This is a genomic window from Paenibacillus sp. YN15, assembly GCF_003285005.1.
GTDB lineage: Bacteria > Bacillota > Bacilli > Paenibacillales > NBRC-103111 > Paenibacillus_AR.
In genome coordinates, this window is the sequence record NZ_QMFA01000041.1 from 51,999 (window position 1) to 71,163 (window position 19,165).

Here is a 19,165-nt window from a genome sequence, read left to right on the forward strand (position 1 = left end):
CGTCATGGTACAGGCACCATCGGGCCAAGCAGCGCGTCTATCCATTCGTAAGGGCGGGAGATTCCCGTATTCTCAACCAGCGCCTGCCACACGATTCCGCTTGCCAGAAGCAGCCCCACCGCTGTCCAGCGGGTAACCGCATTGGTTTTCTTCAGCCTGCGCCGCTCCAGCAAGTAGATCATGCCGATCCAGATACATGTCTCAACTATGGTCAAAATCATTGGATGCTTTCCCCCCTTTCCCGGGTGGCCGGCTCCAGAATGATGCCCGTATGCTCCAGATTGATATGGGGCTCCACTTGAACCTCCATGCTGCTGTAGATTTCCCGCCAGTTGGGCTTGATTTTATTCCATAGAGACGGGTCTTTCCGAAAAATGGCATCGCCAAATCCGCAGGGATCGGAGCCATATTCCTGAATAATCCGGATGGAGTCATCCACCTGGTTTTTCAGCTTTTCACTGACCAGTTGGGTCAAAGCCGTCAGATTGTCCAGATTGACATTGTACGCCGTCTGGTTTTCATACACATGCCCGATGCCCCGCAGGATGATTCGCATCTTGATGGTGTCCCCCTGTATCTCCGGCTTTAATTGGGCGGAGGTTTCCGTAAACTGAATGCTCAGCATCCGGTCCGAGCCTGGAGGAGCCACAGTGATGCCGGGCCTTCTCACCTGATTCATGGGCCACAGGAGCCCTTGGGCCTGCTCTCCCTTCAGGAATCCCGCCAGCTTGTCATCCCGGAACACCGCCATACCCTCCAGGGTAATCCGCTGCTTCCTCTCGCCCTTGGCCCCTATGGAGGTTCTGTCCGAAATGTAATACGGAGTGGACACGTCCACTCCCTCATTCAGCAGTCCCTCCATTACATGCTTGACTGTCCGGGGGTTCTTCATCGAGTTGACCGTCAGCTCCCGAACCATCTCTCCGGGCTGCTGTTCCAAGGACGCGTCCGCATTCAGCACATCCACTGCCGGTCCCTTGGCCAGCACCACAAGGGCGGTCAACCGGTTCTGCGAGGACCGGAGGGTAATATCCAGATGGGGCGCGATCCCGTCCCGGGCCAATGCCTCCCCCAAAATAATCACCCGGCGGTGGGCGTAATACTGCTGCCGCGAGAGGGAATTTTGCAGGCGGTCACTGGCATCCTTCAACGTTACGCCAATGGCCGAATCCACATACCAGGATTTCCCGCCGGAGGTGCCGCCGCCCCCTCCGCCGGGTCCGCCGAGCTGTCCCGCCAACGGAAACTGGATGGCCAGGCGGATTTTGTCTCCCGCCTTATCCACCGCCATGGCAGAGACAATGGCCACATCGTTTACTTCCCGTCTGTCCCAGCAGCCCGACAAGCAGACGCATACCAGTCCCCAGGCCGCAGCTGTTCGCAGCCGCTTGTTCATCATGTCCCGCCTCCTCTTTTTTTCGCAAAGGATTGCGCCTGCCCCAGCCTGCGCCGGTTGATCGGCGAGAAGTCGCCAGGCCGGCCAATCATCCTCCACCAGGGAACCCGGACCAGAATATCCTTCTGCTCCTTCTGGTCATACGGGGCGATGCCGCTCAGATAAGGAATGCCGAAGGAGCGCAGCGAGCACAGATGGGCCGCAATCAGGACCGTTCCGATGATGATGCCGAACAGCCCGAACACCCCGGCCAGAATCATCAGCGGAAAGCGCAGCATCCGGATGGCAATGGCCATATTGAACCGGGGAATAGTGAAGGAGGCAATGCCCGTGAGCGAAACCACAATTACCATGGGAGCGGATACGATTCCCGCCTGCACGGCCGCCTGGCCGATAACCAGCGCCCCGAGAATGCTCACCGCCTGCCCTACCGTCTTGGGTAGGCGGATGCCGGCCTCCCGCAGCGCCTCAAAGGCCACCTCCATGATCAAGGCCTCCACAATCGCCGGGAAAGGAATGGTTTCCCGGGCCGCGGCAATGGACAGGAGCAGATTGGTGGGCAGCATGTCCTGGTGGAAGGTGGTCACCGCCACATACAAGGCGGGCAAAGACAGCGCCACGCCGCTGAAAAAAATCCGCAGCCACCGGATCAGATTGCCGATGATATAACGCTCGTAATAATCCTCGCTGGCCTGCATGAACTGCCAGAAGGTCACCGGCCCGATGAGCACAAAGGGAGTGCCGTCCACAAAAATGGCAAACCTCCCCTCAAGCAGCGCCGCAGAAGCGGCATCCGGCCGTTCCGTATATTGCAGCTGGGGAAACGGGGAAAGCGGCTGGTCCTCAATCATTTCCTCAATGTAGCCGGATTCCAGAATGGCGTCGATGCGGATAGCCTTAAGGCGTTTGGAGGCTTCCTCCACCAGCTTCGGGTCAATAATCCCCTCCATATAGCACAGCGCCACACTGGTTTTGGTTTGCTCGCCTATAACGAAGGGCTTCATCTTCAGATTGGCGGATTTGATCTTGAAGCGGAGCAGCGCGGTATTGGTCCGCAGGTTCTCCACAAACCCCTCCCGCGGCCCCCGGATCACCGACTCCGTCTGGGGCTCCTCCACCCCCCGCCTGGCCCCGCCGCGGATGTGCAGGACAATAGCCTCCTCCCGGTCCTGAACAAACAGTACGGCGTTCCCGGAGAGCACTGCCTCCGCCGCTTCTTCATAGCTCTTGCACCGGGAGGTCTGGGGGACCATCAGCGTCCCCTGCTCCAGCTTGGACGGCTGGGTTGGCACATCCTCCAGGCCCAAGAGCGGAAGCAGGGCATGGTCGCCGATTTCATCGCTCTTCACCAGACCGTCGATGAAAATCAGGCAGCCTTTTGCGCCATGGGAAAACTGAATTTCGTGATAAACCACATCGGAGCAGTCGCGGAACATGTCCTTCATGGCCGCAATGGCGGCTTCCCATTTCCCGATGAGGGTTGGCTTGGGCTTGGGGTTTGGTTTGGGCGCCGCCGCAGGATCAGGGGCTTTGGTGCCGGAAGCCCCGCGCTTCCTTCCTTTGAATGTGAAATAACGCATCCGCGCTCACCTCTTGTGCTTATCATTTCCTCCACTGCCGCATTTATCCGCAAATCTTAGCGAATTATGCTATGCTTGAAGGAGTCTTTACAGGAGATGATGAGGATATGCTGGTATACAACAGCCGCACCGGCGAAACGTCGCAGGAGCGGGAAATCCGCGTTCCCCTTGAGCATGAGGTGGCATGGGTCCGCTTGAGGCAGCCCGAGCCGAAAAAGGTCAAGCAGGTGCTGGAGGATGTGTTTGGCTGCCATCCCCTGATGGTGGAGGATGCCATTAAGCTGAACCAGCGGCCCAAGCTGGACCGGTACAAAAGCAATATGTTTCTGACTCTCTTCGCCGTGGAGCGGTCCCAGCTCAAGCTTCAGGAAATCGGCATGGTGGTGGGCCTTAACTATGTGGTGACCATCTCCCAGGACAACATCCCTTTTCTGGACGAGCTGGAGACGGAGCTGCTGCACAAGGAAGGCATGATGGACCACTCCAGCGAGGTGCTGTACCGGATTGTGGACCGCTGCGTGGATGAATACAGCGAGACGGTAAATCATTTTGAGGATCAGGTGGAGCAGTTGGAACGCCAGGTCTACCGGAATCCCTTCGTTCAGGTGACCCATGAGATTTTCCGCCACAAACGGCGGCTTCACCGGCTGCGCAAGGTTTTTGTGGATGAGAAGGCGATTCTGGGGGTATTGACCCATCAGGAGCTGCCCTATATCAGCCAGGACAAGGACGTGTATTTTGTTGATGTGTACGACCACATCTCCCGGGTGGTGGATTCCATCGACCTGTTCCGGGAATCCCTGTCGGGCCTGCTGGAGCTGCAGATGGCCATGAAGTCGGACCGGATGAATGAAATTATGAAGACGCTGACGGTAATCAGCTGCTTCTTCCTGCCGTTGACCTTCATTGTCGGGCTGTACGGCATGAATTTCCACATCATCCCGGAGCTGGATTGGCCTTACGGCTATCTGTACGTGTGGGTGCTGATGGTGGCGGTGTCGGCGGGGCTGTATTGGTTTTTCAAGCGGAAAAAGTGGCTGTAGCGGCGGGAGGAGCTTCTTTGCCAGCGGGCCTGAGCTGAACCCCGCCCGCCTGGGCTTTTGACAACAAAAAAACCGGCTGCACACGGCAACCGGTTTCTGGTACGGAGAGAGAGGGATTCGAACCCTCGCGGCTGTTACACCCTAACGCTTTAGCAAAGCGCCCCCTTCGGCCTCTTGGGTATCTCTCCTTGAGTGGGACAATTCCCATTGTAGCGTGAAGCCCTGCCGGAAGTCAAGAGGCGAAAAAAAGCTCAGCCCGGCGCACAGGACGGAACCGCCGCCTCCGGCAAAACCGTCAGCTCCAGCCTGCCTCTGCATCTGCCGCAGGCATACCTTCCCGGGTCCACACGGCGCTTGCGCAAATACTCCATCCGGCAATTGACACAGACGAGCCGGTAACGGTGGGCCTGCACCTTTTTGCCCCCGGGCAGAGGCTTGCAGTAGCGGGCGCCCCCCACCATCGCCAGCAGCTTCTTGAAATCGGCATCCCGGTGCCGGTAGCCGCCCTTGGCCAGGTGGAGATGGTAATGGCATAGCTCATGCTTGATGATTTTCTCCATTTCCTCCGTTCCAAAACACTCCATGTGCTTGCGGCTGATCTCAATATGATGGGATTTGGTGAAGTACCGCCCTCCCGTTGTCCGCAGCCGGGAATTAAAGGTCGCCTTGTGCCGGAAGGGAATCCGGAAAAACGCAAGGGAGACCCGCTCTACCCATTCTTGAAGCTCTTCGTTCGTCATCGGCATCCTCCCCCACCGGGTAACATTCTCCTTCTTGAATTTAAGACCAGCAGGATATACACTGTCAAGTAAGAAAACATGGCAGCGGTTTATTCTTCAAGCCATATAATGGTGCAAATAGAAACGGAGGAGAACCATGGAAATGGAGAAACAGTCCTACGGCGTCCTCAAGCTGGGGGAACGTCTGGAGTTTGTGCAAATGCCCGAAAGCCATATGTATCAGTTGACCGCCCTGAACCGCCGGCTGCATAAGGAAATCGTCAAGCTCACCGCAGACAATCTGCCGGAGCTGCCCCGCCTTATTGCGGAATGCGACAATCTGGAGCTGGTAGAGCCAGGGTATCCTTTGCTGAACGGCCTGGAATACATTAACCAGTTGGAGCAGGCCTTCGCCTCTATCCAGGAAACCGCTTATCCGCTGGTGTCCCTTCTGACGGAAATCCGCGCGCTGCAGGCCCAGCTGGAGCAATGGTATGAGGAGAACGCATAAGGACACCTAAGGACAGGCACACCGCCGGCATTTGCCCCATATGGTAAAGTACATCATGCCATAGACTGAAAGGGGCTGGCGGAATGCCGCAATGGCTTAGCAATCAATTGATGCGCGCTTTCCAGAGCAAAAACCGCAGACAAATCCAGATGCTGAACGACTGCTGGTTTTTTTACCGGAACAAGTCGGGCGATAACCGGTGAGCTATCATACATTGAACCGCTTCCCATCCATTTGTCTCACATCAATGCAAAACCCGTCAGGCGCCCCTGACGGGTTTTGTTGTGCAGAAGCCGCATGATGCGGGCCGTCAATAAATCCTGCCGGAAAGCTTGGCGTCCAGCCCCTCAGGGCTGCTTCATGGTCAGGCTGACCTTGCCTTTTTTCAAATCCACGCCAAGCACCCAAACGGTTACTACATCGCCTACGGACACCACATCCATGGGATGCTTCACGTAGCTGTCGCTCAACTGGCTGATATGGACCAGACCGTCATTTTTGATCCCAATGTCCACAAAAGCGCCGAAGTCAATCACATTGCGGACCGTTCCCTGCAGCTCCATGCCCGGAGCCAAATCCTCAATCTTCAGCACATCCGTCCGCAGCACCGGCGGGGGCAGCTCCTCCCGCGGGTCGCGGCCAGGGCGCTGCAGGCTGTCGAGAATATCCCGGAGGGTAGGCGCGCCTACCTGAAGCTTGTCCGCCATCGCAGCCGGGTCTACCGTCTGGAGGGCGCCCCGCAGCTCTTCCGTGCCGATCCGCTCCAGGGGAATGGACAGCTCGCGGAACAAGCGGTCTACGACCGCGTAGGATTCCGGGTGAATAGGCGTATTGTCCAAGGGCATCTCCCCGCCGCTGACCCGCATGAAGCCCACGCATTGCTCGAAGGTTTTGGCCCCCAGGCGCGGCACCTTCTGCAGCTCCTTGCGGCTTTGGAACTTGCCGTTCTCCTCCCGGTACTTGACGATATTCTTGGCTGTAGTACCGTTGACCCCAGCTACATACTGCAACAGTGACGGCGAAGCCGTGTTCAGGTCCACGCCCACATGGTTCACCGCCGATTCCACCACGCCGTTCAAGCTTTCACTGAGCCGCTTCTGCTGCACATCATGCTGGTACTGCCCCACGCCGATGGCCTTGGGCTCAATCTTCACCAGCTCCGCCAGCGGGTCCTGCATCCGCCGGGCAATGGAGATGGCGCTGCGCTCCGCCACATCCAGCTCCGGGAATTCCTCCTGGGCCAGCTTGGAGGCGGAGTAAACGCTGGCGCCGGCTTCGCTGACGATGCAATAGGCCAGCCCCGGCTGCTTCAGCTCGCCGATCAGGGAGCTAACGAACTGCTCCGTCTCCCGGGAGGCGGTGCCGTTGCCGATGACGATCAGCTCCAGCCGGTGCTCCGTGATGAGCCGCCGGAACACTGCCTTGGCCTCCGCCACCTTGTTGTTGGGCGGGGTCGGATAGGTGACGGCAATCTCCAGCAGCTTGCCGGTGTCGTCCACCGCCGCCAGCTTGCAGCCGGTGCGGTAGGCGGGGTCCACACCCAGCACCCGCTTGCCCTTCACCGGGGGCTGCAGAAGAAGGCTGCGCAGATTGCCGCCGAATATCTTAATGGCCTGCTCCTCCGCCTTCTCCGTCAGCTCTCCCCGCACCTCACGCTCAATGGACGGGGCTAACAGACGTTTATACGCGTCCTCAATGACGGCCAGCAGCACCTCACGGACTGCCGATTCCCGCTTCAGGAATTGGCGGGCCATATAATCGTGGATTTTCTCCGGGGCCACCTCCAGCCGGACCTTCAGCACATCCTCCCGCTCCCCGCGGTTAATGGCCAGAATCCGGTGAGGCGGCAAACGGCGCACCGGCTCGGAATATTCATAGTACATTTCGTACACGGACTCCGCAGTCTTGTCCTTGGCTTCCGTGGCAATGACGCCGTTGTCATGGGTGAAGCGGCGGAGCCAGGCCCGCAGCTTGGCGTCGTCGGCGATGTTCTCCGCCAGAATATCCATGGCGCCGGCCAAGGCCGCCTCCGCCGACTCCACCCCTTTGGCGGCGTCTACATACCGGGCCGCCTCCACCATGGCCGCCCCTGTGCGGGGCTGGGACCAGAGCCAGCCGGCCAGGGGCTCCAGCCCCTTCTCCCGGGCGACGCTGGCCCGGGTCTTGCGCTTTTGCCGGTAGGGGCGGTAAAGATCCTCCACCTCCTGCAGCTTGGCAGAGGCCTCCACCGCCGCCCGCAGCTCGTCCGTCAGCTTGCCCTGCTCGCCGATAAGCCGCAGCACCTCGCGCTTGCGCTCCTCCAGACCGCGAATGTACTGGAGCCGCTCCTCGATATCCCGCAGCTGGTTCTCATCCAGCTCCCCGGTCATTTCCTTGCGGTACCGGGCAATAAACGGAATGGTATTCCCTTCATCCAGCAGTCCGACGGTGGTTTTCACCTTGCCCGGGGGCAGCTTCAGCTCCGCTGCAATCTGCCGGAGAATCCGTTCCTCCACCCGCGCCTTCTCCTCGGGGGTCAGCTCCGCCGCGGAGGCTCCCTCCCCCTTTTCTATCTCTGTGATGCCAATTGTCTCTTTGGTTTCCTTCGCCATCCATCCTCTTCCCCTTTACTTTATAATCCCCCAAAAGTGAAGCTAACCTCCGAAGCCTATTCCGATTACTTTTGGGGGAGCCCCCGAATGATTCCCCCCCCCAAACCCCACCCTAAAACTACACAAAAAAACGAGGGCTTCCCCTCGCTTTACTGTTGCGCCGCTAAAAGTCAATAAGGCCCAAACTGATCTGCAGGGCATCGTCTACCTTGCGCATGGTGTCCTCATCCAGATGCGTAATCTTGTCTGTCAGGCGCTGCTTGTCGATGGTGCGTATCTGCTCCAGCAGAATAACCGAATCCCGGTCGAAGCCATGGGTTTCCGCATCAATCTCCACATGGGTAGGCAGTTTCGCTTTTTGAATCTGGGCGGTAATCGCCGCTATGATCACTGTTGGGCTGAACCGGTTGCCAATGTCGTTCTGAATGACCAGCACCGGCCGAACCCCCCCTTGCTCTGAACCAACTACCGGGGACAGATCCGCAAAAAACACATCACCGCGTTTTACAATCAAGCGCTACACCCCGCTAACCAAACGATCCACCGTCGTACCTGCATCCTCTTCCGCATGGAAAGACTCTGAAGCAATGTTCAGGTTAATCTTGGCCATCTCCATGTAGCCCCGCTGCATGGAATCCCGAAGCTGGCGCTTCCGGCGCTCCGTCAGATACAGCTTCATGGCCTGACGAATCAGCTCGCTTCGATTGGAATTTTCCTGTTCCACTATCCCATCTACCTCCTGCAGAAGCTGATCCGGCAAGCTGATCATGATCCGTTTTGTATTCACGTTGGACACTTCCTCGCACCTCCAAAAGCTACCCGCCCTGACTTCCCCATTATGATACAAATAAAGGCAAATTATACAACATCCCCGCGTTTGCGCAAGCTTATCCTGCCCAAAGCGGCATACGCTAATATATGATTGGCGTATATCAGGTATGTTATATGATCGAGCTATCGTTCCTGATATAATCCCTACTTTATATATTTCGGCGGCAATCGGGAAAATCCTTTGCATTTTGGCACAAAAATCCTCTGGAAAGTTTCGCCATAGGAAAACCGGGCTGCCTATGTTCGGCCACCCGACCAATCGCTTATCCACCGCCGCGCTCCCACGTCTAACCAAGCTGATGCTGCAGCGGATTCACTGTATCCTTCACGTCTCCCGCTTCCATATAGACCCGGGGCACCCGATGGGAAATCATGCACACAATCTCATAATTCACGGTGCCCAGCTTCTCCGCCAGCTCCTCCGCCGGCAGAACCAGACCATCCTGCTCGCCGAACATGACCACTTCATCCCCGAGCTGGGCTCCGCTCACATCCTGCAGGCTGATCATGCATTGGTCCATGCAGATCCGCCCTACCACCGGAACCCGCTTGCCCCGCACCAAGGCATGGGCTTTGCCCGTAAGCATCCGGGAGAATCCGTCCGCATAACCCACGGCAAGGGTAGCGATCTCTTCGCCCCGGGAGGCATGATACAGGGCGCCATAGCTGACCCCTGCGCCTTCCTCCATGCTTTTCAGCATCACGATCCTTGTCTTCAGGCTCATCACCGGACGCAGCTTCACCCGCTCCATATCCACTTCATCGGAAGGATAAAGGCCGTACATGCCGATGCCCAGGCGCACCATATTGTAGCTGATTTCCGGCGTATCAATGGCGGTTGCCGTATTGCCCGCATGGACATAGGTGAAGGAGATCCCTTTTTCCCGAAAATGGCCCGCTACCCGCTCAAACTTGCTGTATTGCTCCCGGGTATAGCTTTTGTCCGCTTCATCCGCACAGGCATAATGGGTAAAAAGACCCTCCACCTCAACTCCCGGCAAAGACAAGGCCCGCTCAATAAAGGCGATGGCATCCTCTGTCCGGTTCAATCCAAGCCGCCCCATGCCGGAATCCACCTTGATGTGGATTTTCACCGAAGGCTCCTCGGGTCCGCGTTTGGCCAGCGCCTCCAGCACATCCATGCTGTATACATTAATGGTAATGCTGTATTTAACGGCAAGAGGCACTGCCTCCGCCGGTGTATACCCCAAAACCAGAATCGGCGCCTCAATGCCTGCCCGCCGCAGCTCCAGCGCCTCATCCATAAACGCCACCGCCAGATAAGACGCTCCTTCGGCCATACATTCCCTGGCAATCTGCACAGCGCCGTGGCCGTAAGCATCCGCCTTTACCACAGCCATGATTTTCATCTCCGCGGGAAGACTGTCCCGGAAGGCGCGCAGATTATGCCGCAGCGCATCCAGAGAAATCTCCACCCATGTGGGACGGTAAAACGCATCCACTGCCCATCACCTTCTTTTTGGAAATCGATAGGGGTACCGCAAGGAAAGAGCTTTCCTCTCCTGCAGTGACCCCTGGCTTTTAATATCCTCAATTATTGGTTGAGACTCCCCAAACCCATACGTTTTATGTTACTTGCTCCCCGTAAAGCTGTCAATGAACATTCCTGCGATTATTTGCCGGACATGCCTTGAACGGAGATGGCAATTTGCACCATTTCATCCACCGGAAGATCACCGGAGGACAGCCTGAATTCCGTGCCTTGGGCCATCCAGACCAGGGTTTTCTTTTCCCCGCCGGTCAGAACGCCGAAGCCGTATCCCAGATCCACCAGTTCCCCTTCCTGATAGGAAACCGATTTGTCAGACGGTCTGGACTCCAGGAGCGTATAGTTGTAAGTACCGGTATATTTCAAAAGAATAGCCGCATTTTCCCCCAATGTGGTTTCACTGGCCTTGGGCTTGCCTACTCCCGCAGGAATATAGGATGGTTCAATCAGTGAAATCCCCTGGGATTGGGGAACGGCCGGCGATCCGGCGGCAGAGCCGGCGGGCTGCTGTGAGGTGGCGCTGCTTTGCACCGCTGCTCCCTGTTGCGCTGCCCCCTGCTGCGTCTCAAGCCCCATCGTGGGCAAGGTGATCCGGGCGCTGGTCATATTGCGCTGCATATCGAAATAATCCTTCTCAAAGGTTTCATTGAACTTGAAATCATTGAAATTCATCACCACAACCGGCTTGTTCTGCGCATCGTAAATCTCCACACTCTGCGGCGCGTAGCTCTTCTTGTTGATCCAGATCTTTTGCCGGGAGAGGGACGAATTGGAGTAGTTGGCCAGCACATCAAACACATACGAATCGCCATCCGTTGTAAACTGCCGGTCCTTATCCTGATTGATGCTGTTCACCAAAGACTCATACAGGTACACCTGCCCTTGATTCTTCGGCCAATCGCTTTGGAAGCGGAAGCTCTTGTTCAGATGAGGCGTCAGCACAAACACACCGTCGTCATTTTTCAGCACAATCTGAGAAATATCCTTCTTGTCATTGGACAGCGAAATCCGGTAATACGACGGCTTCTGGAACGACACCTCCACCTGATACTCCTGAGGCTCCGCCCCCGTATGAAGAGTCATGGTGCCCGTGCTGGTATAGCTCTCCAGCTTCTCCACCTGCTTGTCCAAATCCTTCACCACTGCTCCCGCGTCCTTCTTGCCTCCGAAGCAACCTGCCAGCGCCAGTACCACGATCAACAGCACCACGCCCAAACCCCATATCCGACGACGCATCCTTCATCATCCCCTCTGCACCTGATTCAAACATTGGTACATGTCTATGAGGAGACTTGGCCCATTATGCAGACTAGCTTGACAAGCCCGGGAAAAACTTTCCGCAAGAAAAAAGAGACTGCCGCGGCAGCCTCCCAGAATCATTATAATGGATAAGTTCAAAAACGGATTTTTTGAGGAAGCAGCTTTCTGCGCCATCTCTTACTGGGGAGGAATTTTGTTAAACAGATTCGCCATATTATAATTCGATTCCAGTTGAACACTCACCGTGAGCACATTCCGCCGCATGGCAAATTCAAAATAAATTTCCCCGTGCGTCCAATTTTTCTTATGATTCAACGATCCAACCGCCAACTGGCGGAACGCCTTAATGTGGCTGTCCGACATGCGGATCTCCGGAGCAGGCAGCCTCTCTCCACTAATTTCAATAGGCTCATGCTTTACTCCATACTTGCCCACCACATCATTGCGAATCTGCACAAAAACTGTTCCCGATGCCAAAAAACGTAGTTCCTCTTGCATAGTCCGGATAACCATATCCATCTGTCTCGCTAAAGAAATCTGTTCCGACTGCATTCCTAACCTCCTCAAAATATGTGGGATTATGTCATTCTTCTGTAGGATTATGTAAGTATTGAGTCCTATTATATTCATAATTTGTAGATATTTCAATCATTTTGTATTTTGTTCAAATAATTAACACATGTGGTACTTTATTCTTATTATTTATTATTTCTGTTCCTTATAATCCATCGTAACTTGGATAGATCCCTTGCGCATCACAAACCGGTAGGACATCATGCCTGTGGTCCAGTGGGTCTTCCGCTTTACCACATCCGTCGCCATTTCCCGGAGCAGCTCCACCTGCCGCGGACGAACCGCCGCCACCTGGCACTCACCTTCGGTTCCCAGCTCCACCCGGTTTTCCAGCCGATGACGGACGCCATAGGTTTTCACAATACCATCCTCAATCTGCAGAAACACCGTGCCTTCCTTCAACCCGCACAGCTCCTCCGTCAAATCCTCCAACACCATATCCACCTGCACCGGCAACGGTATGGACATCAACATGCTCCATCATCTCCCTTTCACAATTGCGTCTATGCGCTAATTTGGTTTCCTTGCCTTGCCCCTCTGTTAGCGTAGACAGCACCAGTTTCAAAGAGATAACGGAAAAAATTTTGAATTCACAAATTGTTCACAAATTCATCAAACCAGACAAATTTCCGGTTTTTTCGCCCCTCCTTCTACCGGCAAAATAAAAATGCGCAGAAAGATCCCCTTCAGGACCAATCCACGCATGCTTTGCGATGTTATTTATTTACCTCAGCCACAAAACGATTCCACCGATAATGCCGGCCCAAATCAAGGCGCCCAGCACCACCCCATACACCATTCCCCGGCCAATACCCAACGGATCATCCTGAGTCAATGAATCATCCTTTTCCATCGCCGCGGCCCCCCTGTAAGCATCATATGCATCCTCTTACCAGTGTGGGACAGTATGGTTGGAAATATACGCTAATTTTAATGCTTAACTGTATAAAAAGTCAACAGGGATAACCCAAATGATCCAGTTTTGCCCATCCATCGCTTACAACATTTAATAAGCGTTTTTGTTCACAAACCCATTCACAATCGTCTTCAAAATAATCTTAATATCAAATAATAACGTCCAATTCTCAATGTAAAAAATATCCTCTTTTACCCGTTCACTTATGGACGTGTCTCCGCGCAGCCCCTTGCTTTGCGCCAACCCCGTGATCCCGGGCCGAATATGATGCTTCACCATATACTTCGGAATCTCTTCCTTGAATTGCTCTACGAAATAAGGCCGCTCCGGACGCGGGCCCACCACACTCATATGCCCCATAAGCACATTGAAGAACTGTGGCAGCTCATCCAGACTGGTGCGCCGCAGAAATTCCCCCAGCTTCGTCCGCCGCGGATCATTCTCCACCGTCCATTGCGTATCAGACATCGCCTCCGGCATCACCTTCATCGTACGGAACTTGTACATGAAGAAGGTCCGCCGATTGAACCCAACCCGCTCCTGCTTAAAAATTATAGGCCCTGGTGAGCTCAGCTTAATCAATAAAGCAATAATCAGCATCAACGGCAGCGTAATCACAATCGCAGCCAGCGAGAATCCAATATCGAAGGATCGCTTTAAGATGCGGTTGCCCAGATCATCAAGGGGAATACTCCGCACATTAATCAACGGCATCCCCGCAAAATTATCAAAGTACGGCCGCGCCGGCAAATAATCAAAGAAGTCCGGAATAATGAGTGTGCGTACCCCCATCTTCTCGCAGGTTGCGATAATCTGACCGTACTTCAAGTGGGCGGTTAAAGGCAGGGCAATAACGACTTCATCCACAATCTCAGAGCCGAGGACATCTTCCAAGTCCTCCAGCTTCCCGATAATGGGCTTATACGAACCGTCAGCGGACTCGGAGTCCGTGCTGTAATCATCCAAGAACCCAATTACTTCATAACCCAATTCTTTGTATTGCTCCAGGTTATTGGAGAATCGCTTGCCCAAGCTTCCAGCTCCGAGAATTAGAACGAATTGCTTGTTATAGCCCTTTTTTCTTAATTCGCGCGTAGCAACTTTGACGGAATAACGAAAAATAGTTTGGAGGCCTATGCTTAATACAACAAAAATGGCCAATAACTCTCTGGAAATGTGAATTTCCTTATAAACAAACAAAATGCTCAGCAGAAACAGCAAACTGAAAAAGTGAATCTGCAAAATCTTGATCACTTCAAAGGAGAACCGCTTTTTGCGTTTGGGCACATAGAAATTCAGAAAGAATCCCAGCACTAGCGCAATCGCACTATAAATCATTCCCCACACCAGATAAGTCCGAAAGGGAAGCGGTTCTCCATGATTAAGCCATCCCGATTCGAACTTTACCCACCAAGCAATGATGAAAGCAAACAAAAGCAGCAAAAAATCGCATACAGCAATCAGTTGCGTGAGAATATGTTGATTTCGCCGAATCATGAACAATCATCACCTCATACGCTTCATGCCGTTTTTGATTAATGCAGCTAAGAATTTCACCACAATACCAAAATAAACCAAACCATTCACCCATGGCAAGTACTTTTTTTGGTAATGCTTCCTGTGAAACAGCCCCATCGCCCGATGAAATTCATAGACAATCTTAAATGGCTTTCTGCGACTGGAGGCTCCCTTGTAGTGCGTAATAGTGGTCTTTGGATAATAGTATATTTCCCAGCCGCCCTGCTTAATTCGGTAACACCAGTCAATATCTTCTCCATACATAAAGAATTCTTCATCCAGGAGACCTACCTGATCAATAGCTTCCTTACGCACAAGCATAAAAGCCCCAACCAGACAATCTACCGGATAAGAATCATCAGGGTCGAGATACCCCAACTGGTACTGGTTGAACCGAGGCACATTGGGGAATAGCTTAGAAAAACCGAACGCATAGTAAAATGAAGCAGAAGGAGTGGGAAATCCCCTACGACAGGCTTTATCCAATTTTCCATCGGGAAGAATCACCTTGCAGCCGCTCGCTCCCACTTTCGGATGAGCATCCATGAAGGAAATCATAGTTTCCAGCGTGTCCGGCTGTATAACCGTATCCGAATTCAGCAACAGAATGTACCTTCCCGACGCTATACGAATAGCCTGATTGTTGGCTTTGGAAAAACCTACATTCACCTCATTCGCAATAATCCGGAAATGAGGATACCTTCCTGCCACCCGTTCTATAATCCCGTCACATGAATGATTATCCACCAGAATGATTTCATACCGAAAATCAGTAATAGATTGATATACGGATTCTATGGCCCCCAGAGTCAATTCAGGAGTTTTATAATTGATAATGATAATGCTTATATCAATGAGTGAATTTTCATGAACAATACTCATGCTTTTCTGGGTTTGGACAAAACAAACATTACCATCCATGCATACCTGCGAGTAAAAGGCAGCAGCCTAAAGAAAATCTTGTCCATATCATTCAGCATTTTCACTAAACGGTGGAAAAAGGAATATTTCCGAAACGGAATGGCCATTAAAGTGAAACAATAGAAATAAGAAGCTTCCACACGATCAAAATAATGCTCGGCAAGCTTAATATCTGATGCAACCAAAGGGTGTTCGTCTTTGGTACGGATATTCGGAGTCAATTTGCGGAACAGGTTAATAAACGGATTATGGCCCAAAGGCTCAGTGAATACAACATGTCCATCCTCTTTTATCGCCCTCGCCAGTTCCGAATAAGCTTTTTCCACATTTAGGTGATGAATGATTCCATTACCAAAGATCACGTCAAAGCTTCCGTCAGGAAAGGCCAGTTGTTCAGCATCCATAACCAAAAACTCCATGCAATCCGCGATTCCCTCTGCCGCGGCTCTGCGCGTTGCCTGTTCAATAGCACTATCGGATATATCAATGGCAGTAGCATGAGCCGCACCATGATGTACAGTAAAATAGCAGAAGTTACTTAACCCACAACCATATTCCATCACACGCTTGCCAACACAATGCTTCTTCAAAAAATCTGAGTATTGGTCAAGAATCGACTGCGTAATGACATAATACTTCTCATTCGCCCTCGTTCTCGCATCATTCTCACCTTCAAATACATGATTGTGAAATTCCTTTTCACTTTCAATTCTATCGGTCATGCATAGATTCTCCAGTCATAACTATTTTGGTTGTTATGATTATAGCATTGATTTGTGAAATAGAAATTAAAATTTTCGGGAAGTTTATTCCACTTAAGTCTGAATGAAAGTACTTTACAATCTATTTTGGAACAACATTTTTGCTAAGAAACCAATATTGCGAATAGCACCATTCTTGTAAAATGAGTGGGTGAGAATGTGTTGAACAGCGTGTAGCCTACTCACTGAAGATAAGCTAATAAAGGCTTTAAAAGTTTCCCTCTGTTTCTCATCCAATTGATCAAAATGTCTTGCATAAAACGCCTCAGCCTGTCTGGTGTATTTGGAAATAATAAATGGTTCCTTAATCTTCTTAATAGACAAAGAATACTTTTGTGCTCCAATTGTATTTGAGTTATGTTGCCTATAGTAAACGAGCGGTTCATGGATAGCTTCAATCGTCCCCAAAGCACTGGCTGTTAAGGCAGCCCACCAATCATGCATAATTGCCTCTTTCGGTATAGGGTAAACCAGCTCAGCTAATTTTCGATTCATTCCTATCGTACACCCTGTAACAACATTCTGAATAAGTAAACGGTTAATACCAACATATTGGGGGTTAAGATGCTGATACTGCCAAAATGACTCAGCAATTATTTTCAGATCTTCGCTAGCAACGTACAGATCACTATGGACTAGACGAGGTTTATCATTGTTGCCAGCTTTGAAACATTCAAGTACCTGATCTATTTTTTTATTAATCCATTTATCGTCTTGATCAGCAAACATAAAATACACATGCCCGTCATCCAAAGACTTTTTTAATAAATAATTAAAACCTTGTGCCGTTCCAACATTTTCTCCACAAAACATTCGAATTGAATCGTTGTACTTCAATTCGTACTGCTTCAATATTTCGACTGTTCTATCCGTCGAACCATCATCTCTAACATATAAGTTTAAAGAATCAATATAACTTGTGAGAAGTATGGAGTCTAGTAATTCATGAATGTATTTTTCACCGTTATATGTCGCAAGCAGTATTGCTAGTTCTTTTTTCATTTTTGTCACCGTTTAGTTTTACTAATTTCAAAAGTCAACTTTTGTTTGGGTTGTTATGATTATAGCATTGATTTTGCGACGAGGTTTTCAGATACCAAAAGAATAGAAGTGGGAATCTGAGAAGAATAGCGAACTGCGCCCTATAAGACTATTATAGAAAACATAAACTCAGCTAAAGTTTTTTGCCACTTAGAAAGGATTGTAATGCTAAACTGCGAAGAACCTAATTCTAATTTTAGCTTAAGTATATGTAGCTCACACATTAGTAAGAGATAATCATTATCTTAACTTCATCAGTTTTTATTCCTTTCAATTTATCTTTAACATAAATGATTAAAAAAGGCTTTTCAAGCTCTTCTTTTGGAACTACTGTTGAAATGAACTCTTTTCCAATGGTAGTTTTCATGGCTTGACCATTAACATAAATCTCTAAATTTTCATTAATAATACTACTAGTCACTCCAATATTTAATGAATTATCCGCATTTAATTTAACTGTGTTTTTATTAATAAGAGAAGGATAGACTGAAATAATTTCAAATTTTTCTTTAGATATAGTATTATTCCGTTGCAAATCTTTTACTTCTCCATCAGAGTACTCCAAAAATAAATATGGGCTTTCTGGGACTTCTGGAAAGTCTTCTACAAGGATAGGTTTTAATGAAGGATCATCAAATAAAAGCCTTAAAGAATTACCAGGGCCATAAAAAAATATATTATAACCACTAGAAGCACCTTTAATATATACATTACTTCCTCGTACTGGTTTATCAATTTTTAAAATTTGTTTAATAGAAAACGCATCTTTTTGGCAATTCCCCAACCAGGAAAGTCTATAATTTACCATTCCCGGAGAAAATGAGACTATATAGATAAGCGGAATTAGGATAACTAATGCTTCCCATATCAGATTTCTTTTCTTTCCACTTAAAAGCTCAAGGCTAAATCCCACAGAAAAACCGATAAAAATCGAAGGTATATACAAATATAGCCTATGCTGCATATTCACCATTGGAAGAACTACACTGATTGATATTCCAATACAAATTAAACTTATTAGCAAAGCCGGATTTCTTTTTTTTAGCAGCAAATAGCATGAAAGAATAAATAAATAAATAAATAATAGCACACCAATTATTGATGAAACCGAATAAGAATAAAATGTAAACCCGCTGTTGGTTAAATCAAAATATAGAAATAGGTATCGTATTGTATTTCGAATCAAAACACTTATATGAAAATCTTGGTAATATGGGTTATCAAGTGGTATTTCTTTTAATCCACCAGTAAAAAGAAACCAAGAGAATACTATCATTAACAAAAAATGGAGTCCTAAACACCAATTAAAGTTGATTTTCCTTTTTATAACGACAGCTTTTCCTAATTCATATAATATTAAAATTATGGGTAACAATAAAGACATTTCTTTTGAGCGTAAAGACAAATAGTAAAACAATAAAGCTAAAATAGAATAAAAAACACTATAATGATTCAAATTTTTATCCTGAGATTTTAAATAAAAAAGAATACATAATAAAGAAAATAAACAACACAAAAGATCTGCTGTGGCAGATATCCAAGATACCGCCATTAAAGAAGTGGGATATATCCCAAAAATTGCTGCACTTAAAATTGCTGAATACAATCCATTCCTGCTCACATTAAAAATTTTTAATCCTATCCGATAAACAATGTATACATTAATCAAGTGAATAAAAACAAAAACTAAATGATATAATGTGTAATTCAAACCAAATAAATCATTTAAAAGCTTATTAAATAACATTCTTATAGGTCTATCGTTATAGGACATCTGTGGGAAAAAGCTAAAAAGATTCTCATATGAAGTAAATCTTGCTTCTGCCAACAAAGTAAAATCATCATATGTTAAACTATTTTTTTCAGAGATTACCCACATAACCGCCAAAAAACTAAATATAAAAAGTAATGCTAATAAAAAATATGTGCTTCCTCGCTGTTAGCAGTTAATGCGCCTGTCAATACTGGGTAATATAAACCAGTACACGAGAGGT

At 49.9% G+C, this 19,165-nt stretch carries 20 protein-coding genes and 1 tRNA gene; 3 read left to right on the top strand and 18 right to left on the bottom strand.

Features of this window, described 5'->3' with window-relative positions; all coding sequences use genetic code 11:
• Positions 1 to 2: 2 nt before the first annotated feature.
• From DQG13_RS24720 to DQG13_RS24730, 3 genes are read right to left on the bottom strand one after another with little or no spacing between them, the layout of a single operon-like run.
• A complete protein-coding gene (locus DQG13_RS24720; RefSeq protein ID WP_113022852.1) occupies positions 3 to 221 on the bottom strand; it encodes a hypothetical protein in 219 nt (72 codons plus the stop codon).
• Positions 218 to 1,399 carry a Ger(x)C family spore germination protein gene (locus DQG13_RS24725; RefSeq protein ID WP_113022853.1) on the bottom strand — a complete coding sequence of 394 codons (1,182 nt, stop codon included), beginning with the start codon at positions 1,397 to 1,399 and terminating at the stop codon, positions 218 to 220. The genes DQG13_RS24720 and DQG13_RS24725 overlap by 4 nt, the downstream gene beginning before the upstream one ends.
• A complete protein-coding gene (locus DQG13_RS24730; RefSeq protein WP_113022854.1) occupies positions 1,396 to 2,976 on the bottom strand; it encodes a spore germination protein in 1,581 nt (526 codons plus the stop codon). Before DQG13_RS24730 ends, DQG13_RS24725 begins: the two co-directional genes overlap by 4 nt.
• Before the next feature lie 107 nt (positions 2,977 to 3,083).
• Here DQG13_RS24730 and corA point away from each other — a divergent pair, with 107 nt between their 5' ends.
• Positions 3,084 to 4,019 (top strand): magnesium/cobalt transporter CorA, encoded by a 936-nt coding sequence (corA, locus tag DQG13_RS24735; protein WP_113022855.1) that lies wholly within the window; start codon positions 3,084 to 3,086, stop codon positions 4,017 to 4,019.
• Positions 4,020 to 4,121: 102 nt separating this feature from the next.
• Here the strand turns inward: corA and DQG13_RS24740 are convergent.
• Both DQG13_RS24740 and DQG13_RS24745 read right to left on the bottom strand, forming a co-directional pair.
• Positions 4,122 to 4,207: transfer RNA gene (locus DQG13_RS24740), tRNA-Ser, on the bottom strand.
• Between the two features lie 63 nt (positions 4,208 to 4,270).
• Entirely contained in the window at positions 4,271 to 4,759 is a 489-nt protein-coding gene (locus tag DQG13_RS24745; RefSeq protein ID WP_113022856.1) for a SprT family protein, read from the bottom strand.
• 142 nt (positions 4,760 to 4,901) lie between these two features.
• Between DQG13_RS24745 and DQG13_RS24750 the strand changes: the two genes are divergently transcribed.
• Together DQG13_RS24750 and cmpA are read left to right on the top strand one after the other, a co-directional pair.
• Positions 4,902 to 5,249, top strand: a complete 348-nt coding sequence (locus tag DQG13_RS24750) for a hydrolase/acyltransferase (protein WP_113022873.1) — start codon at positions 4,902 to 4,904, stop codon at positions 5,247 to 5,249.
• 83 nt (positions 5,250 to 5,332) lie between these two features.
• Complete coding sequence (cmpA, locus tag DQG13_RS24755; RefSeq protein WP_113022857.1) at positions 5,333 to 5,452, top strand: cortex morphogenetic protein CmpA; 120 nt, start codon at positions 5,333 to 5,335, stop codon at positions 5,450 to 5,452.
• Between the two features lie 144 nt (positions 5,453 to 5,596).
• Here cmpA and DQG13_RS24760 read toward each other — a convergent pair whose 3' ends face one another.
• The 13 genes from DQG13_RS24760 to DQG13_RS30580 form a co-directional block, all read right to left on the bottom strand.
• The gene (locus tag DQG13_RS24760; protein WP_113022858.1) at positions 5,597 to 7,840 is read right to left on the bottom strand and encodes a Tex family protein; all 2,244 of its coding nucleotides are present in this window, start codon (positions 7,838 to 7,840) and stop codon (positions 5,597 to 5,599) included.
• 163 nt (positions 7,841 to 8,003) lie between these two features.
• On the bottom strand, positions 8,004 to 8,354 hold the full coding sequence (locus tag DQG13_RS24765) for a type II toxin-antitoxin system PemK/MazF family toxin (protein WP_113022859.1): 351 nt from the start codon (positions 8,352 to 8,354) through the stop codon (positions 8,004 to 8,006).
• Between the two features lie 3 nt (positions 8,355 to 8,357).
• Positions 8,358 to 8,636 (bottom strand): CopG family ribbon-helix-helix protein, encoded by a 279-nt coding sequence (locus DQG13_RS24770; protein ID WP_113022860.1) that lies wholly within the window; start codon positions 8,634 to 8,636, stop codon positions 8,358 to 8,360.
• A gap of 322 nt (positions 8,637 to 8,958) precedes the next feature.
• Positions 8,959 to 10,134: an alanine racemase gene (alr, locus tag DQG13_RS24775; protein WP_113022861.1), complete on the bottom strand. Its 1,176-nt coding sequence runs from the start codon at positions 10,132 to 10,134 to the stop codon at positions 8,959 to 8,961.
• 170 nt (positions 10,135 to 10,304) lie between these two features.
• Complete coding sequence (locus tag DQG13_RS24780) at positions 10,305 to 11,417, bottom strand: LolA family protein (protein WP_113022862.1); 1,113 nt, start codon at positions 11,415 to 11,417, stop codon at positions 10,305 to 10,307.
• A gap of 201 nt (positions 11,418 to 11,618) precedes the next feature.
• A complete protein-coding gene (locus DQG13_RS24785; RefSeq protein WP_258525848.1) occupies positions 11,619 to 11,918 on the bottom strand; it encodes an O-methyltransferase in 300 nt (99 codons plus the stop codon).
• A gap of 228 nt (positions 11,919 to 12,146) precedes the next feature.
• On the bottom strand, positions 12,147 to 12,488 hold the full coding sequence (locus DQG13_RS24790; protein ID WP_113022864.1) for an O-methyltransferase: 342 nt from the start codon (positions 12,486 to 12,488) through the stop codon (positions 12,147 to 12,149).
• Positions 12,489 to 12,738: 250 nt separating this feature from the next.
• The gene (locus tag DQG13_RS31615) at positions 12,739 to 12,867 is read right to left on the bottom strand and encodes a hypothetical protein (protein WP_258525849.1); all 129 of its coding nucleotides are present in this window, start codon (positions 12,865 to 12,867) and stop codon (positions 12,739 to 12,741) included.
• A gap of 153 nt (positions 12,868 to 13,020) precedes the next feature.
• The gene (locus DQG13_RS24795) at positions 13,021 to 14,427 is read right to left on the bottom strand and encodes an undecaprenyl-phosphate glucose phosphotransferase (RefSeq protein WP_113022865.1); all 1,407 of its coding nucleotides are present in this window, start codon (positions 14,425 to 14,427) and stop codon (positions 13,021 to 13,023) included.
• 9 nt (positions 14,428 to 14,436) lie between these two features.
• On the bottom strand, positions 14,437 to 15,303 hold the full coding sequence (locus DQG13_RS24800; protein ID WP_113022874.1) for a glycosyltransferase family 2 protein: 867 nt from the start codon (positions 15,301 to 15,303) through the stop codon (positions 14,437 to 14,439).
• A 23-nt stretch (positions 15,304 to 15,326) separates the two neighbouring features.
• Positions 15,327 to 16,091 carry a class I SAM-dependent methyltransferase gene (locus DQG13_RS24805; protein ID WP_113022866.1) on the bottom strand — a complete coding sequence of 255 codons (765 nt, stop codon included), beginning with the start codon at positions 16,089 to 16,091 and terminating at the stop codon, positions 15,327 to 15,329.
• A 114-nt stretch (positions 16,092 to 16,205) separates the two neighbouring features.
• A complete protein-coding gene (locus DQG13_RS24810) occupies positions 16,206 to 17,132 on the bottom strand; it encodes a glycosyltransferase family 2 protein (protein ID WP_113022867.1) in 927 nt (308 codons plus the stop codon).
• A gap of 262 nt (positions 17,133 to 17,394) precedes the next feature.
• Complete coding sequence (locus DQG13_RS30580; protein ID WP_146767200.1) at positions 17,395 to 19,050, bottom strand: hypothetical protein; 1,656 nt, start codon at positions 19,048 to 19,050, stop codon at positions 17,395 to 17,397.
• Between the last annotated feature and the right edge of the window lie 115 nt (positions 19,051 to 19,165).

Excerpts from the sequence above, each read along its gene's own strand:
- DQG13_RS24810 (WP_113022867.1), bottom strand. The coding sequence starts at position 17,132 with ATGAAAAAAGAACTAGCAATACTGCTTGCGACATATAACGGTGAAAAA.
- DQG13_RS24720 (WP_113022852.1), bottom strand. The coding sequence starts at position 221 with ATGATTTTGACCATAGTTGAGACATGTATCTGGATCGGCATGATCTAC.
- corA (WP_113022855.1), top strand. The coding sequence starts at position 3,084 with ATGCTGGTATACAACAGCCGCACCGGCGAAACGTCGCAGGAGCGGGAA.
- DQG13_RS31615 (WP_258525849.1), bottom strand. The coding sequence starts at position 12,867 with ATGGAAAAGGATGATTCATTGACTCAGGATGATCCGTTGGGTATTGGC.
- DQG13_RS24750 (WP_113022873.1), top strand. The coding sequence starts at position 4,902 with ATGGAGAAACAGTCCTACGGCGTCCTCAAGCTGGGGGAACGTCTGGAG.
- cmpA (WP_113022857.1), top strand. The coding sequence starts at position 5,333 with ATGCCGCAATGGCTTAGCAATCAATTGATGCGCGCTTTCCAGAGCAAA.
- DQG13_RS24745 (WP_113022856.1), bottom strand. The coding sequence starts at position 4,759 with ATGACGAACGAAGAGCTTCAAGAATGGGTAGAGCGGGTCTCCCTTGCG.
- DQG13_RS24795 (WP_113022865.1), bottom strand. The coding sequence starts at position 14,427 with ATGATTCGGCGAAATCAACATATTCTCACGCAACTGATTGCTGTATGC.
- DQG13_RS24805 (WP_113022866.1), bottom strand. The coding sequence starts at position 16,091 with ATGACCGATAGAATTGAAAGTGAAAAGGAATTTCACAATCATGTATTT.
- DQG13_RS24725 (WP_113022853.1), bottom strand. The coding sequence starts at position 1,399 with ATGATGAACAAGCGGCTGCGAACAGCTGCGGCCTGGGGACTGGTATGC.
- DQG13_RS24780 (WP_113022862.1), bottom strand. The coding sequence starts at position 11,417 with ATGCGTCGTCGGATATGGGGTTTGGGCGTGGTGCTGTTGATCGTGGTA.
- DQG13_RS24790 (WP_113022864.1), bottom strand. The coding sequence starts at position 12,488 with ATGTTGATGTCCATACCGTTGCCGGTGCAGGTGGATATGGTGTTGGAG.
- DQG13_RS24760 (WP_113022858.1), bottom strand. The coding sequence starts at position 7,840 with ATGGCGAAGGAAACCAAAGAGACAATTGGCATCACAGAGATAGAAAAG.
- DQG13_RS30580 (WP_146767200.1), bottom strand. The coding sequence starts at position 19,050 with ATGTGGGTAATCTCTGAAAAAAATAGTTTAACATATGATGATTTTACT.
- DQG13_RS24730 (WP_113022854.1), bottom strand. The coding sequence starts at position 2,976 with ATGCGTTATTTCACATTCAAAGGAAGGAAGCGCGGGGCTTCCGGCACC.